This window comes from Desulfocicer niacini, from assembly GCF_054657595.1.
In genome coordinates this window covers 52,728-68,520 of sequence record NZ_BAAHYK010000020.1, presented here as the reverse complement: position 1 = coordinate 68,520, position 15,793 = coordinate 52,728, and the positions used below count along the sequence as shown (strand labels likewise).

Below are 15,793 nucleotides of genomic sequence, written 5' to 3'. Positions count from 1 at the left end.
TCTGTAAAGGGATAAATTTGAGAGTGGATCAGAAACCCAATTGGAATAAGGAAATAAAGCTAAAGCACCGGAGCTTGACCGGAGAAACAAAAAAGGCCTTCAACAAATTTTGCTGAAGACCCTTGAGTTTAATGGTACGCCAGGCAGGACTCGAACCTGCGACCTACGGATTAGAAGGCCTTTGAGTTAAACACTTGAAATAACAACTACAATCAAGACACCCAGCGCAAGTCAGCATGACTCTTCTCGTTTTCCAAGGCAACCCAGAGCATTGGATAAGGCATATGCAAAAAATGTCCTTAAAGCTGAGGCTGGATACCAGTTTTAAGGGAAATCCCATCATACAAGAACTTTGCCTTGCCCCTCAGGCAAAGTTACCAACAAGAACAACACTCCATCACAGACAAAGTACCGGAAGTTGACCGGAAACTTACGACGGAAAAAATCACCACCACTCCCAGGATCCCCCCCCCCAAAAAAAAATGACCGTGAAGACAGATATCATACGTGTTTGCAATCCCCAACAACTTCTGAAGACTATGTGACCACGAATACCTTCTTGGAAAGTATCATAGACTATACACAAGAAACAAATAAAAGGTTGCACCCCACACTTTGACTATGGTAGTCAAATTTCTCCATAGACGATAGTAAATTACTAACAATGGAGACAATGTGAAATGATAACCAGAAAAAGCGACAAAACAAGAATAACTGAGTATCAAGAAAATTACTGCAAAATATGGGAAAATGCCAAGGAAGGCATGGAAATCAAAAAGAACACCGAGAAGTCCATTAGAAAATATGAAGATGGAGAACTGTTAACCAATCTTTTTAGATCAAAAGGTTTTAGCGGAAAAGTTAACAAAGCGTTCAGGTATCTCAGAAAACCACTGTCTTACTTTGATGATGAGAAAAATCTTGATGAAAATGAGGTTCTTAATAACGTCATAGCAAAGCTACAAACGCATGATGATATCTTAATTGGATACGCTTTTTTTTATAAATGGAAAAAGAATGCAGCCAATAAATGTACAGGTATGACAAAAGAAATCATTAAAAAATTCCCTTCTTTTGAGGAGTTCAAAATTGGGACAATACACATAAATGCTCCCTCTGACACACGAAGAGATAGACCAATCTTCTATGACAAATCTCAAGCAGAGCCCAGAAATATGGAAAAACTTGTACTTTGCAAAGAGACCTTTTCAGCCATCAAAATACATGAGACATACGCGACATCAGTCTGGGCTTACCTAAAAGAAGAAATCATCTATGAGATGAAAATCCCTAATGTTCATCACTTGGAAATCTGGATAGACAGGGACGACCAAGAAAATGTTGATATCGAGAAGATATGTGAAAACTTCGAAAATTCTTGTCAGAGACTAAATATCGTTCGTTACTCTGGGTTAGCAGAAGATCCCGAATGGGAAACCATGTTCGGTGAACCCGTTGAGTCTGAATATCTTGCTCATAAAGAGGAATTAGTAGTTTGTGCGGGAAGTGACGTAAGAGATGCCATAGCCGAAAAATATGAGACTGAGGACATCTTTGTTGTGAGCAAGGACTCTATCTTGTTCGAAGAACCCCGAGTACCATCAGCACACCACTTAGAAATATGGATAGAACGCACAGAGTATGAAAAACATTGTCACTCTCAAGATGATGAAAGTGCTTCAGAGACAATTTTCAATGGGCTTGAGGAGCACTACAAAAAATTCTGCGAGGACTTGGAAATTATCCTCTACTCTGGCTTAGCAGAAAATCCAGAATGGTACACATACGATGAAACAGAGTTGAAGCTTGGGATGAATGCCAAGGAGGCTTTAGTTGTTTGCTCAAAATATGACGTAAGGGATGCCATAGCTAAAAAATATGGTTGTTCAGATGCTTTAATTGTAATCAATGACAAGTCCTTGTTCGAACAACCAGAGATACCAGGAGCATACCACTTAGAAGTGTGGATAGATCGCACCGAGTATGAAGGATATTGTCAATCTGAAGATGGTCAAAATGGTTCTGAGTCAATCCCCGATGAACTGGTAAATCACTACAAACAATTTTGTACGGACTTGGAAATTGTCCTTTACTCTGGCTTAGCAGAAGAACCCAAATGGCACATCTACGATGACACAGAAACGCTAAATGAAATATATGGCCCAACAGATGCTGAGGATGAACTGTTAGATGAAGACCCTGAAGAACTACATGAGAAGGAGTCTGATGAGCAGGAAGATGGAGACTCTGAAGATCCTGAATATGTCGAGGATGATGAATCACTGATAAACGATGAATACATAGAGATGTCCTTTGATGATATAATGACCACCGAATATCAAGAAGAATCAGAACTAAGTTTCACACCGCTGACATTAGAAAATCCTCCCACACCCTTTCCCATAGAAGCACTACCTACCTGGCTAAAAGAGTTTGTCAAGGCAGGGAGTCACTCCATACAGGTACCATTGGATGCTGTCGCTATGCAAGTCCTTGCGTGCCTTGCGGTCGCATCACAAAGGAAGTTTGAGATAAGGCTAAAAGATAACTACGAAGAGACCCTCAGCATATATATAATCACGGTAATGCGACCAGGAACCAGGAAAAGCGCAGCTTTTAAGTTGACATGCAAACCCATCACCGATCACGATGTAAGGCATTATGAAATTTTCAAGAAAAGCCTGAGTGCCAAAGAAAACGAGTTAGAACGTATCGAGATGATGCGCAAAAAAGCAGAGAAAAAGTATCTGGAAGCCATAGGTACCGATGAAGAAAGATCTCTGAAAGAAGTAGCTGATAAGCTCTTCACAGAGAAGGAGGCATGTAAAAGAGCTACCAAAGAACCACCCCGTCTGCTGGTAGATGACATAACTCCAGAATCTTTTACGACAGAACTCTATAATAATAATGGGAAACTTGCTTGTTTAGCTCCCGAGGGTGACTTTGTCAATAATTTGACCAGCAACAGATACTCGTCTGGCCCCAACTATAGTAATCTTTTAAAGGCAAGCGGTGGTGAAACAATACAGGTGAACCGTAAGGACCGAACCGAGTTCATAGCAAGGCCTGCTTTCACCTTTGGGTTATATTTTCAACCTGCCTTGCTGAAAAAAACTTTCGCAAATCCAGAGGTTAGAGGTAGGGGGCTATGGGGAAGGATCTTTTTCTGTATCCCCAAAGACACACTGGGGCATCGTATTGCCAATCCAGCAAGTATTCCGAAAGAAATTCATGAGACCTACAATTATAACATCTTAAAATTACTCAAGCTTAAGGATAATGAGGAAAGTGAGCCAAAACTCATCACTCTTTCAAAAAACTCAGGTAAGCAATGGGATGACTTTTTCGTTGCAGTAGAAAAAACGATGAGAGAGACTGGCAAATACAGCCACATGACAGATTGGGTAGGAAAACTTAATGGACATACGTCAAAAATTGTAGCCCTTTTACACCTTGCCGAAAATGTCGACACCACCGACGGGTGGAAACAACCAGTGAATGCGGCAACAATGAGAAATGCCATCAAAATTGGTAAATATCTCCTGAAACATGCAGAGGTTGCCCTTACACCAACTGAACCCAAGATAAAAGAAGCAGAATATGTCTGGAAAAAAATCAAGGAAAGCGATCGAAAGATGATGACTTCCAGCGAAATACATCAATTGACGAAAGGTCACTTTACTAATATAGACGAACTCAAAGCAGCTCTGAAAACTCTATGCGACAAAGGATACCTATATGAGAGTAAGGGTGTAAGGCCACCTGGCAAAAGTAATCGGGGAAGAAAACCTGCCCCCCTATACACAATCAACCCAGATGTGCTCGACTGGGAAAGAACTCAGAAAAAACAAGTCTGATGGACACAAGCAGTTCCTAAAATTCCTGTAGTTCCCACAAATAGGCAATCAGACCTTTACCAAACTGCCTTCGGGAATTACGGGGATGTCCAGAACTAACCGACTGTCTCTCCTGGAAAGGTGCTCACCCCCAAAAAAACACTCTGATGGGCGAAGAGTTGTTCCTAATAATCCATAAAATCCTACAATTACCACCCTACCTGAAAATCTTTTTGGGGAAATTAGGGAATATAGGGAACCACTTTCAAAAAAATATCCGCACCCACTCCTGCAAAAAGGGATAAATGAGGATAGGCCATACCCAGACCACCTGGATGTGATAAGGGCAGGACCTTGCAGGTACTATCTGACAACCTCTGTAATATGGCTTGATGCACTGTCCGTTACCACTTGCGGCCCCCTGATCACCAGCCTCCATGGGTTTTATGATACCCATCCAGGAGTTGTCTTCCAGGAACTGCCACTAAATACCAAGGTTCAACATCCGGGTTATCACAGTATGGTGCTGGTTCGATGTACTGGCCGATCTGCGTGCCTTAATCATAGTCAAATACATTTGGTTATCCCGTGTAGTTATGGATGACAGAAACACCGTCACAACCCCAGACACAGCAGGAAACCCTCCAAACCAAACAATCAACAATCTTTCTAATTAGGGGAATTTTAGGAATATAGGGAAGCAGATGTTGATCTCAAAAATATTTTCATAATGTACATAATCATAACCAAAGAACAATCAAAGAGCTTGGAGGAAGTAGCTGTTACAAGCATACCTGATGATCAAAACCAATAAGAATATAAGAACCTTACAATCTGATATCAGCACACCTATACTCCCCGCCCCAATACCATAAACAGAAATGAATGGATATGAGAGAAGGAAGTCAGTACTTGTGGTCTTACGAATGTCCATATACCCGGTCTTTCCCCAGAGAATGATGAAGGCCGTTGTGGACCGACTGGCATGGAGCCTAAGCGGAACTGCCAGGCGAAAAGTGCACGACGGACATCATCCAATTCTCAGGGAAAGAATCTAAAGGAAAACACTTTTCAAAACTACATCTATCAATAAAAATCAATAATAATATAAGAACTTTGCAAAGAGTCATCAGGATGACTACAAAATCCTACAACACCTGTAATCTCAATAAGTTTATATGTTGGATAACCATATCAGGCTCTGCCTTTCCAAAATATCATCAACAGGAGGTCTGTGTAATATTACTTCGTTTGCTGGATACCCATCAAAGGGTAACCAATCTCTTTTTATAATCTGTGGAATATCTGGAATATATGGAACCAGATGTTGATCTCAAAAATCTTTTTATAGACCACCATGACCATAACCAAAGAAAGATGAAAGAACCTGGAAGGAAATAGCTTTCATAACTATATCTGATAGTCAAAACAAATAAGAATATAAGAATCTTACAAGCTGTTACCAGAACACAACAAAGGTTTTAAACAACTGAAATATCAATGAGTTTGCATGCTGGATAACCATACCACCCTCATCCCATCACAGAGCCATCTTTTCCAAGACAACATCCACAGGATGATATCTGTATCACTACCTCACTGATTAGATACCCATCAAAGGGTACAATCCATCTCCAGGGGAATAGGGCTCAATATCTGAAGAGATACAACAAATAGAAATATAAGATAAAATCATAAAGAAACATCTCATGCACCTTGTGCCTACGACTGGCATTTCCGCTTGAGGCTCCATGCCGTCGGGCACAACTACGCTGCTACGAGAACAGGCTCTGCCTGCTCCCGGTAGCTCGCATCGATGTGGGTAAAGACAAAGCTAAACAGGCTCATCATCCTCATAGTGACAATCTAGCCAATCAATAACTCTTTTCTAATCTATGGAATATCTGGAATATATGTACATATATGTTGATCTCAAAAAACTTCTCATAAAGCACATAATCATAACCAAAAACAATATAAGATATTTTACAAATAGATATCAATATATCTACAACAACTATAGTATCAATAGACTTATATGTTGGATACCCATCAAAGGGGAAGCCATCTCCAGGTGAAAAAGTCTCATCATCTGAGGAAACACTATGAGTAAAAACAAGATGAGATCCTAAAGACATATCCTTTGTGATACCCATGAGTCCCTTTCCAGTTATGAGTTTCTCTTTTCAGTTCCCTTCCCAATATTCTCTAATTTCCAACAATTAGTTTTTTATAACTTCTTGTACAAACCTTTTTATGATCAATACTCTTGGTGTTTACTTCCGACACCGGGGAAAACTTCTACATACCTTGCCATCCCACAGCAATCAGGAAACATGAGAATGGAATGATGTCCATCGTGCACTTCTCTCCTGGCATTTCCGCTTGAGGCTCCATGCCAGTAGGCGCACGACGGGCCATCACCATTCTTGGAATAAAGGCCCTTGCACAACAAATAGTCACCATAAGTTTATATGGTTGTATAACCCCCTATCATCACCCCTACAGAGGCCCTGTCTTTGCCATAAATATCATAACCAGGATATCTGTAATAATAATCCACTTGTTGGATGCCCATATGCCCCCACCATCACCAAGGAAACATATCTCAGTATCTGAAGAAGAAGTAAGTAAAAATAAAATGAACTCATAAAGAAACATCTCATGCACCTTGTGCCTACGACTGGCAATTCCGTTTGGCTACATTGCCGTCGGGCACAACTACGCTACGAGAACAGGCTCTGCCTGCTCCCGGTAGCTCGCATCGATGTGGAACAAGGGCGTACAAGTAAGAGAAAATAACTGTTTTTATAAATTTCTTATCGGTGTGGTTTTTTCTATCCCAGATAGGTTCCTAAAATTCCCTAAATTCCTACAATTAGGTTTCCATGGGTTTTCCATGGTTCTCACCGGTAACTCTAATCAAACATTTTCTCCCAGTTATCTTTGCTCACTCTTCTGACACCGGGAAAACCATCACAACGGTGACCATGCCGCCAGAATCTTGGAAAAGAACAAGCATACCCCCCGCCTATAGTTTTGTGGTATGGTGGTGCACGCTGTGCGCCTACTGGCATGGAGCCCAAGCGGAAATGCCAGGAGAGAAGTGCACGGCGGGTATCACATACATGCCACAAAAAACAAACATACTCTGGAGATTCTGACCGTTTTATTTTTCTACTCTCACTTTGCTTCCTGAAATTCCCTAATTTCCTACAATTTGATTTTCTGGAATATCTGGACATATCTTATGCCCACAGTTACTTTCCTTTTGCCCATCCCTTTTATAACCCCACGATCAGATCCTTTTGGGAATAAGAATACTTTTATCTTTTTGTGGAATTCCTGGAATATAATGACTGCTTTCTGTCCCCCCGTTACTTCCCTTTTATATCAGCCATGACCAAACACCTTCTCTACCAAAAAAAAATCCCCTATCCCAAAAACAGGATAGGGGTATCATTTGCCTAAGCAGCAGCTTCCTCAATTTGTGCAGCAACGCCATCAGTTGCATCCCTGACAGCCTTATCAGAAAGAGGTGCACATCTCTGTGTCATACCGCTGGAGGCATGACCAAGAAGACGTTGAACCTCATACAAGCTTATCTCCAATAAACTTTGATTTCCACATTCACACCTACTCAACTTTACAATGCATAAAGTTGCTTCTGAATTAACAAGCTGATCACCAGACCCAGATATCATTCATAATTTATTATTTAACCGCAAATTATACTTATTGCTCAAATCCACATATCTGCTTCATATAAAAAAGGACATATCAAAATTTATAAGTTATTTAAAACGATTTTGAAAATCAACTTTATAATATATAAAAACTCTTTTACTTAGCTAAAATACAATGAGATATCAACAATAAAAAGTCACATTCCTAAAAAAATCCCCCTATCCCGAAAACAGGATAGAGGAATCGTTTGTCTATGCAACAGCTTCTGTAATTTGTGCAGCAACACCGTCAGTTGCATCCCTGACAGCCTTATCAGAAAGATGTGCATACCTTTGTGTCATATTGCTGGAGGCATGACCAAGGAGACGCTGAACTTCATACAGACTGGCACCGTTGTTGACTGCAATACTCGCGAAGGAATGCCTGAGATCATGTATACGAAAATTACCGATACCAGTCTTTTCCTTGACTGTCTCAAAAAGCCTCCGAGGACTTGCCAAATGGGTATTGGCTTTCGCTCCTGGAAAAACATACTTGTTAATTTTGAAAGATCGCATCTCAACAAGCACCTGTTTGGCAAGATCGTTAAGGGTAATGGTTCTGGCCTTTCCACCTTTGGTATCTGCAAGCAAAGCCGTTCCACCCTCAATATCAACATTTGTCCACAACAGACCCAAAGCCTCAGACATCCGTGCTCCTGAAAACAACAAAAACCTAATGGAATGTGTAGAAACACTTTGCTCAACCTCATCCAAAGCCTGGAGAAAACGTTTGAGTTCATCTTTGTTGAGATAACGTTCCTTGCCTCCCGCTTCCTTTTGCTTCTTAACCCCTTTGCATGGGTTCTTCTCCAGGAAACCCCACTCAATGGCGAGGTTAAATATTCTGCTCAGAAGGGAGTAATGACGGTTTGATGTACCAGCTGAGGTACGGGCTTTGATCTTTGTTTGATACTGCTGGATGTCCCTTGTGGTAATGGCCGACAAGGGTAGCTTACCAAAGGCTTTTTTCATGTCTTTCTCATACTTGTTAGAATCATCTTTCCAGCTCTTCTTGTTAACCTTGGCAAATGGAATGTACTCCTGTGTGACGAACTCCGCAAAAGTAATGCTATCGCTCTGCTTGTTTCTCTCCAGTAAAGGATCAATGCCACGTGACAGCATGTTTTTAAACTCGTTGGCCCTTTGTCTGGCATCGGAAATACTCACAGCCGGATACTCTCCAATAGAAATGACTCTCTTACGTTTGTTGTACCGATATCGGAGATGGAAAAACTTCCTGCCATTCTTGCTGACAAGCAGTTTCAGCCCAATGACTTCCTGATCTGAATACTCTTTCTCTCTGGAAGGGGAATCTTTTGCATTCGGGGGAAGTTTATCCAAAGCTGTCTTGGAAAACCTGAATTTGTTGGTAGACCGTGAATGTTGTTGTGGTAAGCCCATAAGAACCTCCTTTTTTATGTGGAATTTGGTATTTTGGGTAAAAGTAGTGGACAACTGATCAGTAGACCCTTGACCCGGTGTCCACGTACCTTGTCCCTCAATGTAATGTTGACTTAACCAGTAAAAATCCGGTCCACGTCCGGTACAACTGCCCGAAAAAGGGTAGACAACTCTCCACCCTTTTATTACGCCGAGAAGGAAATCTGAGTTGTCTTGAAGGTAAACAGGGGTTATCACCCTATGGTTATTGTTCCTGGGCAAACAGCAAGCCAATGTTTTTATGAAGTACAGGATCAATATCCCTGGCAGTCAAGTCACCATGGTTCCACCTGATCATCATCCCCTTGTCAGTGAACAAATCCAAAAGATCCTGATCAAACAAGGACAACACCCTATAAGGTGGCACGCCCCCACATGCTTTCAATGGCTGAATACTGGACGTACCAGCACAACGGTGATGGATGACAGGGGGAGAATCTGGGATATCCTCCTGCCCATAAATACAAATTTCAATATCATAGGAATCTGTGTGTACATCGCGCGTCAGTGAGACCTTAATTGCAGACAAATCCAATGCCAGGCACTCTCCCACATCCTCAAACTCCTGCCTCACAAAGGGAAAACTGAGGACACTCTCTTTTATATGGACAATCATCACACCCCCTGTACGGTAACGGTATAAGTCCCCCATCCGTAGTAGGTGCAAAAGTTTTCTTGCCATAAACAGAAGAACTCATGCCCATGGTTGATGGGTTTCTCAACGCCATAAAACTGGAAGAGGCCCAAACTAAAGTCAAAATCTATGGCTTTGCCAAGCTCTGCCGGATAACCAGAGTATGAAAAATCAGTGATGTACTGGATGGCACCGTTACCAGACACCATGACCTCTACAGGATGAAAACCGCCAGACTCAGGAGAGTATTTGGGGTCTCGAAAATTTAGGATCATACCCCCTGCCCTGTTGTTACCCGATGCGTCTATCTCTTTGCGCAGAATGTCCACCAAATCTTTGCTGACGGGTAATACATACCCAACTTCCATAATTTTCATAATTTCCTCCATAAACAACAAAAGCCCCATACCATCTCTGGTATAGGGCCGTTTTTTTATATGACTGCTTTTATCAATTTGTGGAATTACTGGAATATATGGACATGCCTTATGCCCACCATTTTCTCATCCCCTACCCCCTCTTTGTCATGTATCCAAAGAATCAGATCCAACGGTCTCAGTAAGTGTTTCCCTCAAAGAGGAATGCAATATGATAGAATCTGGGATGGCAATGGCCATGCCGAAACCATCACCGATGATAACCGTCGCCAGCCAGACAGCAACACTGGGGTTGTATGTAACGAACTCCCAGCACTCAACGCCTAAAAGGTTATCAAGCACTGTGATACCCGTGTCTAATGCCTCCACAGATGCGTTACCATCAAGGACAATCAACCAACCATGATCGTCAGGATAAAAACCTGAATCCCCATCTTTTGCCGGGATAAAGGGATTTTCCCTTCTTAACCAATCTCTCATCTCAACGTCATCAATGAGATCAAAATCTTTCACATATCTTACATGAAGCATCGTCCCTCCTTTTGTCATCGGTCACACCCTTTTGGTGATGGAGTGCTTTCATCTATCTGGGGAATTACTGGAATATATGGACTGCCTTATGTTCCCCGTCATTTCCCTTTGGCCCATCTCGGCATCAACTTATCAACCTGTTCCAAAATATCAGGAGTGGTGTAGACATAAAGTTGCCGTGCCACCCCCGCCATCACCGCCAGATCATCTATGTAACCTCCCGGCAGGAAGTCAGGGATAAGATCAAAGGGAAAAATGAAGTATCCCAAAGCTGCGACTATGGCCGCCTTTGCCCAGCCTGGAACGTCTGGGTCCTTGAGTAGGACATACAGGATCAACACCTGTCGGATAACCTTAGAGCTCAATGACGACGGCAGGAAACCCACCTTTTTCTTGAGATCATCATCACTGTAATGCTTGCTGTACTTCTTCTGACTCATACACCCCTCCATCATCTGTTTGTCATCTCCAGAATCTCAAACTGCATAGTCCCAAGCCATCCAGACTCTGCCATGCTGTAATGACCATTGCCCACAATGATGTGATCATGCACCGTGACCTCGAGACCATGCAGGGTTATGGCTATCTTTTTGGTGATCTCAAAGTCCTCCGGGGATGGTTCCGTATCACCAGAGGGATGGTTATGAGCCAACACCACAGCACAGGCTTTCAAAGCAAAGATGCGTTTGACAAGCTCCCTGGGATACACCCTGGAACTGGTAATGGTTCCTGAAAATAATTTCTCCATGCCCAGTACCCTATTTTTTGCATCAAGGAAGACACAGTAAAATGATTCCACATCATCATGCTCAGCCATCAAAGGTTTGACAGCGTTGTATACCTCCACCGCACTGCTCAACTGCTGGCCCCTGGAATACTCCATGACCATAGACGCAAACTTCCCTGATCGCACATCGTTCCAAAATTGACTTTCTCCACACATAAGCTACCTCCATACTTTCAAGAGTATTGTTGGAATTACTGGAATTGCTGGATATAGGGATATCCATAAACATCTATTTCTAATGAAATAATATATGTTTGAAAATGGAGTAGATACGCCTTGCGGGGGGAATGAGAAGACTGTTGATAACAGCCCTGCTGGATATGGAGATAACACCGGAAACACTGGAGAAGCCATCAAAATCAGTATAATGCTTTTATAATAAGAATCAGATCGCCAATGCCTATGGAGAGGGGAAAACCACGTAAATAAAGGGCTTTGAAATAAATATTATTTTTATAGAGAGCCTTGGTAGCATGAACAGAAATGCCGGGCTCTCTGTGTTCTCACCTTCCAACAATCTCAATACAGGAGACAGGCATGGCAAAATCAAAGAAGACATCCGGCAAGGCAGAAAAGGCAGGCAAGAATGATGAAGTTTTGGAATCAAAGTCTATGATCCCAGGAGAAGGAGTGACACCGGAAAAGGCATCATCTGAACCAGCAAAGAAAAAGCAGGAAGCGAAGCAGGAGCAAGAATCCCAGAATGAGGAACCCACCATCAGAATCCTCTATCATGGCAGTTGCCCAAAATTGTCTACCCGTGGAGCTGGCAAGTTGGAGTATGATATCGGGATCGACGATGGGAGTGATGAGCCATGTTTGCGCATCTCCGGCAATGAAAGCACTGGAGCATATAGCACCAAGTGGGTAACGGTGAAAGAGATCCGTAATATACTGGATAACGCCCCTAAAAAGACTTTCAAGGCCATCATCCTGAAAGAGCTGTACATGGGAAGATCCACCAATAACCATGGGTATCTGACTGCTATACTGAAGGCTGAAGGAGTGGTGGCTGTGATGGCTGGGAAACAGACTGAACTGCATCAGAAAACCTGGGAACCACTCATGGAGAAAATTACTTCCTTGAAGGGCAAGGATATCAGTTTACCGGACCATGTGGGAATGGCTGCAAAGAAACGAGCTGAAGCCAAGGCCAAACGGCTGGCGGAAAAACAGGCTGTTGCAAAGGAGAAGAAGGAAAATAAGGAGAAAGATGCCCTAGAAACGGCCCAGGCTGGCAACAAGGAAGAGGTTTAAGGAAGAGAATCCCAATAGCTTGATTGCCGTTGGGATCTTTTTTTCTTGACTGGATACTGTTTTGACGGCCCCTATTCTCAGTATGATCTGATGGTCATCTGAGTTGATGAAATATGGCCCATATAGATCAGAAATGCGTAAAAACCGAACAAGCAGCAATGTGCATTGGCAACAAAAGATAAAAAAATCAGGGTGTCCATCTCTTTTGTGGAATTTCTGAAATTTGTGCATCGCTTCTTGATTTGAAATGGCTATGACTTTTAGTGACAAACGACACAGAATTTTCTTGACAACTACATCTCAGAGGCATACAGGGATAAGGGTAATCTCCAAAAATGTTTAAAACTCTTCTCGATATCTTTCATTTTATAATGATATCAAGATCCACACAAGAACGTGCTAAGACACCACCAAAAAAGAAAAGAAATATATTCATGGATGTTTTTGTAAGTCATATATCAGAAGAAGCTGAAGTGGCAAAAGTGATAAAGGAATGGGTCGAGTCGACATTTCTTGGCAATTTCAATGTTTTTGTCAGTTCTGATCCCGATAGTATTCCTGCGGGCACGAAGTGGCTCGATGAAATAACAAAGGCAATCACAAGCTCAAAAATCATACTTTTATTATGTAGTGCTAACAGCATACATAGACCTTGGATAAACTTTGAGGCCGGTTGTGGATGGGCTCAATCCATACCAGTCATACCTATTTGCTATGGTGGATTATCTAGAAACGAGCTTCCTCCTCCAATCAATGCATTACAATCTCTGAATCTCGATCAGCATTTACCTGAAAGATTATTTCAAGCAATTGCAAAGCATCTAGAAGTAAAGATCATACCAAGAATCGACTTTTCTAAAATGTATGAGGAACTCGCGGCTCATGCCGGACCAATAGAAAAAAGTGAGGCAGCAATTCTGCCAAGCAATACTGGCAAATTATCAAATACAGATGATTTAAATGAGGAGCAGATAGAAATCCTTAAGTTCTTGGCGAAAGCAAATAATTACGTCACGCTCCCAAGTATTGCTAATCAAACTGGACTAAATCAACAACGAACTGAGTTTTACCTAGAAAAGCTAGAAGAAAAAGAGTTTATCCACGCATCTTATAACTCGTTTGAACCAACAACATACTCACTGGACAGCAAAGGACGTGAGTTCCTTTTTGGTCTTGGAGCAATTTAGGGGATCAAGGGACAGACAGAAAAATGAAAGCAGTGGAGCTTACAGCACCAAATGGGTTACGCTCAAAGAGATCCGTAATGTGCTGAATAATGCTCCTAAAAAAACTTTTAAGGCCGTCATCCTCAAAGAGCTGTACATGGGAAAATCAACCAATAACCACGGTTATCTGACGGCTATACTAAAGGCTGAAGGGGTGGCGGCTGTGAGGGCTGGTAAGCAGACCGAACTGCACCTGAAAAGCTGGGACCCACTCATGGAAAAGATTGGTAGCCTGAAAGGTAAAGACATCAGCTTGCCTGACCATGTGGGTATGGCAGTAAAGAAAAGAGCTGAAGCCAAGGCCAAACGACTGGCGGAAAGACAGGCTGTTGCAAAGGCGAAGAAGGAAAATAAAAAGAAAGAAGCTCTGGAGAAAGTCTTGGTTGGTAGCGAGAAAGACGATTAAGAAAGAAAATCCCAATAGCTTGAATGCCGTTGGGATCTTTTTTATTGACAGCGTTTTTATCATCGACTGAATAGTTTCGTAAAGTCTTTATGTCGTTACTTCAACTTTAATGGCCCTTAACCCTTTATTTCCTTTTTCGGTTAAAAAAGAAACCTTGACTCCCTCATTAATAGATGATTCGGGACTTATTAAGCCTGTATAATGGAAAAAAACATCTTTGCCTTCACTTCTCCGAATGAATCCAAATCCTTTGAGTGGGTCATAAACATGAACATAGCCGTATTCCATTATCGATTAGCTCTCCCAATATTCATCATAACTTTTTACAACCTTGATATCCACAAGTCGCTTTCTCAGCTTTTTTCCAAGGTTTTTATTAGACCTGTTAATTATGCCACATAAATATATCATTCTGTTGATTTTTTTTATACTGCCTAATTTTTGTTTTTTCTTATTCGATAAGTTTTCCAAGCCTTCAACTTCTCTTTTGATTTCTTGAATTTTTGACAATGAAAACACTGGAAGGATACAATTGAGTCTTTTTCTGAGTTTGATAGCTTGAGGATGGCCTATTCGTGCTAGCATTGCAACACGTCCTGAAGTTTTGTTCCACAATTTATGATAAGAAGAGTCTGTATATGATACTTCGAAAGCTTTTTCGCAATGATTCACAGCTGCACGAATTTTTTTCCTTTCTTCTCTACTGCATTTTGGTTTGGCGTGATTTACCCAAAGCCCTGTAACATTCATTAATTCATCCGTCTGTTTTCTGCAGACAAATTTGAATTTGTCTTTATTCAAACGCAACCCTTTTTTACGGACTAAACCAGAAATGTCTTGACAAATTTGTGTCTTTTTTTGTTCATGTAGTCGTTTTTTTGATGACAAGACTATATCATCAAGAAGACGACTGTATGTAATGTTTTGATTCCGATAAAATGACACTAACTGATATTCAGTCTCAAAGAAAATCAAATTCGCAATATTCGATGAATTTACGCCACCTTGAGGAACCTTGCCCTTAAAGGTCATCAGATATGAGAGTGTTTCCGAAACATCAAGTGGGAATCTGCAGAAAAATTGAAAAATTTTCACGACTTCTTCACGGCTAATGTTATCGTAAAAACTTCTGATGTCAAAAGTAATAATATATTCTGATTTTGTGTGCGAAAGAGCATTTGAATAGTAATCTTTCCCAGGGAGTCCTCCATGAAGGTAATCTGGAAATATTACGTGATTAAAGATTCTAGAATTTATTCTTTTTTGAATTTTTTTTAAAAAATCTTTTGGATCATGTAGCAGTCTAGTTTTTTTTTTTGTTTTTAACTCGAACGAGTAATAATGCTTATCAGGATTAGAGGCCAAATCAAGCAAGGCACTTTTTCTTATATCTAAAGTCTCAGATAGCGATTCTAGGCTACCAATACTCTTAGCATCATAATATGGCTTGTCTCTATGTGTATTAATCATAATTGATTTTTGAATTTATAAAAAAATAACTAAGAACCCACTTAGAAAATAAAATTAGAAGTAATTTTTACAATTATTTCTATCATTAAATCTCTAAGCAG

14 protein-coding genes are annotated in these 15,793 nt (G+C 41.2%); 5 read left to right on the top strand and 9 right to left on the bottom strand.

From position 1 onward, the window contains the following. Positions 1-680: 680 nt before the first annotated feature. Positions 681-3,857 (top strand): YfjI family protein, encoded by a 3,177-nt coding sequence (locus ACYQ2M_RS12480; RefSeq protein ID WP_459916678.1) that lies wholly within the window; start codon positions 681-683, stop codon positions 3,855-3,857. Between the two features lie 1,853 nt (positions 3,858-5,710). Here the strand turns inward: ACYQ2M_RS12480 and ACYQ2M_RS12475 are convergent. Next, on the bottom strand, positions 5,711-5,992 hold the full coding sequence (locus tag ACYQ2M_RS12475; protein ID WP_459916677.1) for a hypothetical protein: 282 nt from the start codon (positions 5,990-5,992) through the stop codon (positions 5,711-5,713). A 239-nt stretch (positions 5,993-6,231) separates the two neighbouring features. Between ACYQ2M_RS12475 and ACYQ2M_RS12470 the strand changes: the two genes are divergently transcribed. Continuing rightward, the gene (locus ACYQ2M_RS12470; RefSeq protein ID WP_459916676.1) at positions 6,232-6,489 is read left to right on the top strand and encodes a hypothetical protein; all 258 of its coding nucleotides are present in this window, start codon (positions 6,232-6,234) and stop codon (positions 6,487-6,489) included. Positions 6,490-7,774: 1,285 nt separating this feature from the next. Here the strand turns inward: ACYQ2M_RS12470 and ACYQ2M_RS12465 are convergent. The 6 genes from ACYQ2M_RS12465 to ACYQ2M_RS12440 form a co-directional block, all read right to left on the bottom strand. After that, complete coding sequence (locus tag ACYQ2M_RS12465; protein ID WP_459916675.1) at positions 7,775-8,965, bottom strand: tyrosine-type recombinase/integrase; 1,191 nt, start codon at positions 8,963-8,965, stop codon at positions 7,775-7,777. 244 nt (positions 8,966-9,209) lie between these two features. Then, positions 9,210-9,620 (bottom strand): hypothetical protein, encoded by a 411-nt coding sequence (locus tag ACYQ2M_RS12460; protein ID WP_459916674.1) that lies wholly within the window; start codon positions 9,618-9,620, stop codon positions 9,210-9,212. Beyond that, entirely contained in the window at positions 9,620-10,015 is a 396-nt protein-coding gene (locus tag ACYQ2M_RS12455; RefSeq protein ID WP_459916673.1) for a DUF2787 family protein, read from the bottom strand. Before ACYQ2M_RS12455 ends, ACYQ2M_RS12460 begins: the two co-directional genes overlap by 1 nt. Before the next feature lie 147 nt (positions 10,016-10,162). Then, the gene (locus ACYQ2M_RS12450; protein ID WP_459916672.1) at positions 10,163-10,528 is read right to left on the bottom strand and encodes a hypothetical protein; all 366 of its coding nucleotides are present in this window, start codon (positions 10,526-10,528) and stop codon (positions 10,163-10,165) included. 116 nt (positions 10,529-10,644) lie between these two features. Continuing rightward, positions 10,645-10,986, bottom strand: a complete 342-nt coding sequence (locus tag ACYQ2M_RS12445; protein WP_459916671.1) for a YkvA family protein — start codon at positions 10,984-10,986, stop codon at positions 10,645-10,647. A gap of 11 nt (positions 10,987-10,997) precedes the next feature. After that, on the bottom strand, positions 10,998-11,435 hold the full coding sequence (locus ACYQ2M_RS12440; RefSeq protein ID WP_459916670.1) for a JAB domain-containing protein: 438 nt from the start codon (positions 11,433-11,435) through the stop codon (positions 10,998-11,000). Between the two features lie 435 nt (positions 11,436-11,870). Between ACYQ2M_RS12440 and ACYQ2M_RS12435 the strand changes: the two genes are divergently transcribed. The 3 genes from ACYQ2M_RS12435 to ACYQ2M_RS12425 all read left to right on the top strand — a co-directional run bounded on the left by ACYQ2M_RS12435 (position 11,871) and on the right by ACYQ2M_RS12425 (position 14,222). Further along, the gene (locus ACYQ2M_RS12435; protein ID WP_459916669.1) at positions 11,871-12,590 is read left to right on the top strand and encodes a hypothetical protein; all 720 of its coding nucleotides are present in this window, start codon (positions 11,871-11,873) and stop codon (positions 12,588-12,590) included. 335 nt (positions 12,591-12,925) lie between these two features. Next, complete coding sequence (locus ACYQ2M_RS12430) at positions 12,926-13,777, top strand: TIR domain-containing protein (protein WP_459916668.1); 852 nt, start codon at positions 12,926-12,928, stop codon at positions 13,775-13,777. Continuing rightward, positions 13,764-14,222 carry a hypothetical protein gene (locus ACYQ2M_RS12425; RefSeq protein ID WP_459916667.1) on the top strand — a complete coding sequence of 153 codons (459 nt, stop codon included), beginning with the start codon at positions 13,764-13,766 and terminating at the stop codon, positions 14,220-14,222. The genes ACYQ2M_RS12430 and ACYQ2M_RS12425 overlap by 14 nt, the downstream gene beginning before the upstream one ends. An 87-nt stretch (positions 14,223-14,309) precedes the next feature. Here ACYQ2M_RS12425 and ACYQ2M_RS12420 read toward each other — a convergent pair whose 3' ends face one another. Together ACYQ2M_RS12420 and ACYQ2M_RS12415 are read right to left on the bottom strand one after the other, a co-directional pair. After that, on the bottom strand, positions 14,310-14,510 hold the full coding sequence (locus ACYQ2M_RS12420) for a cold shock domain-containing protein (RefSeq protein WP_459916666.1): 201 nt from the start codon (positions 14,508-14,510) through the stop codon (positions 14,310-14,312). Positions 14,511-14,516: 6 nt separating this feature from the next. Beyond that, on the bottom strand, positions 14,517-15,692 hold the full coding sequence (locus tag ACYQ2M_RS12415) for a reverse transcriptase family protein (protein ID WP_459916665.1): 1,176 nt from the start codon (positions 15,690-15,692) through the stop codon (positions 14,517-14,519). Positions 15,693-15,793: the final 101 nt, after the last annotated feature.

Bases quoted from the DNA above. Each gene is read 5' to 3' on its own strand.
- ACYQ2M_RS12480 (WP_459916678.1), top strand. From the start codon at position 681: ATGATAACCAGAAAAAGCGACAAAACAAGAATAACTGAGTATCAAGAA.
- ACYQ2M_RS12475 (WP_459916677.1), bottom strand. From the start codon at position 5,992: ATGGGTATCACAAAGGATATGTCTTTAGGATCTCATCTTGTTTTTACT.
- ACYQ2M_RS12470 (WP_459916676.1), top strand. From the start codon at position 6,232: ATGCCAGTAGGCGCACGACGGGCCATCACCATTCTTGGAATAAAGGCC.
- ACYQ2M_RS12465 (WP_459916675.1), bottom strand. From the start codon at position 8,965: ATGGGCTTACCACAACAACATTCACGGTCTACCAACAAATTCAGGTTT.
- ACYQ2M_RS12460 (WP_459916674.1), bottom strand. From the start codon at position 9,620: ATGATTGTCCATATAAAAGAGAGTGTCCTCAGTTTTCCCTTTGTGAGG.
- ACYQ2M_RS12455 (WP_459916673.1), bottom strand. From the start codon at position 10,015: ATGAAAATTATGGAAGTTGGGTATGTATTACCCGTCAGCAAAGATTTG.
- ACYQ2M_RS12445 (WP_459916671.1), bottom strand. From the start codon at position 10,986: ATGAGTCAGAAGAAGTACAGCAAGCATTACAGTGATGATGATCTCAAG.
- ACYQ2M_RS12440 (WP_459916670.1), bottom strand. From the start codon at position 11,435: ATGGTCATGGAGTATTCCAGGGGCCAGCAGTTGAGCAGTGCGGTGGAG.
- ACYQ2M_RS12435 (WP_459916669.1), top strand. From the start codon at position 11,871: ATGGCAAAATCAAAGAAGACATCCGGCAAGGCAGAAAAGGCAGGCAAG.
- ACYQ2M_RS12430 (WP_459916668.1), top strand. From the start codon at position 12,926: ATGTTTAAAACTCTTCTCGATATCTTTCATTTTATAATGATATCAAGA.
- ACYQ2M_RS12420 (WP_459916666.1), bottom strand. From the start codon at position 14,510: ATGGAATACGGCTATGTTCATGTTTATGACCCACTCAAAGGATTTGGA.
- ACYQ2M_RS12415 (WP_459916665.1), bottom strand. From the start codon at position 15,692: ATGATTAATACACATAGAGACAAGCCATATTATGATGCTAAGAGTATT.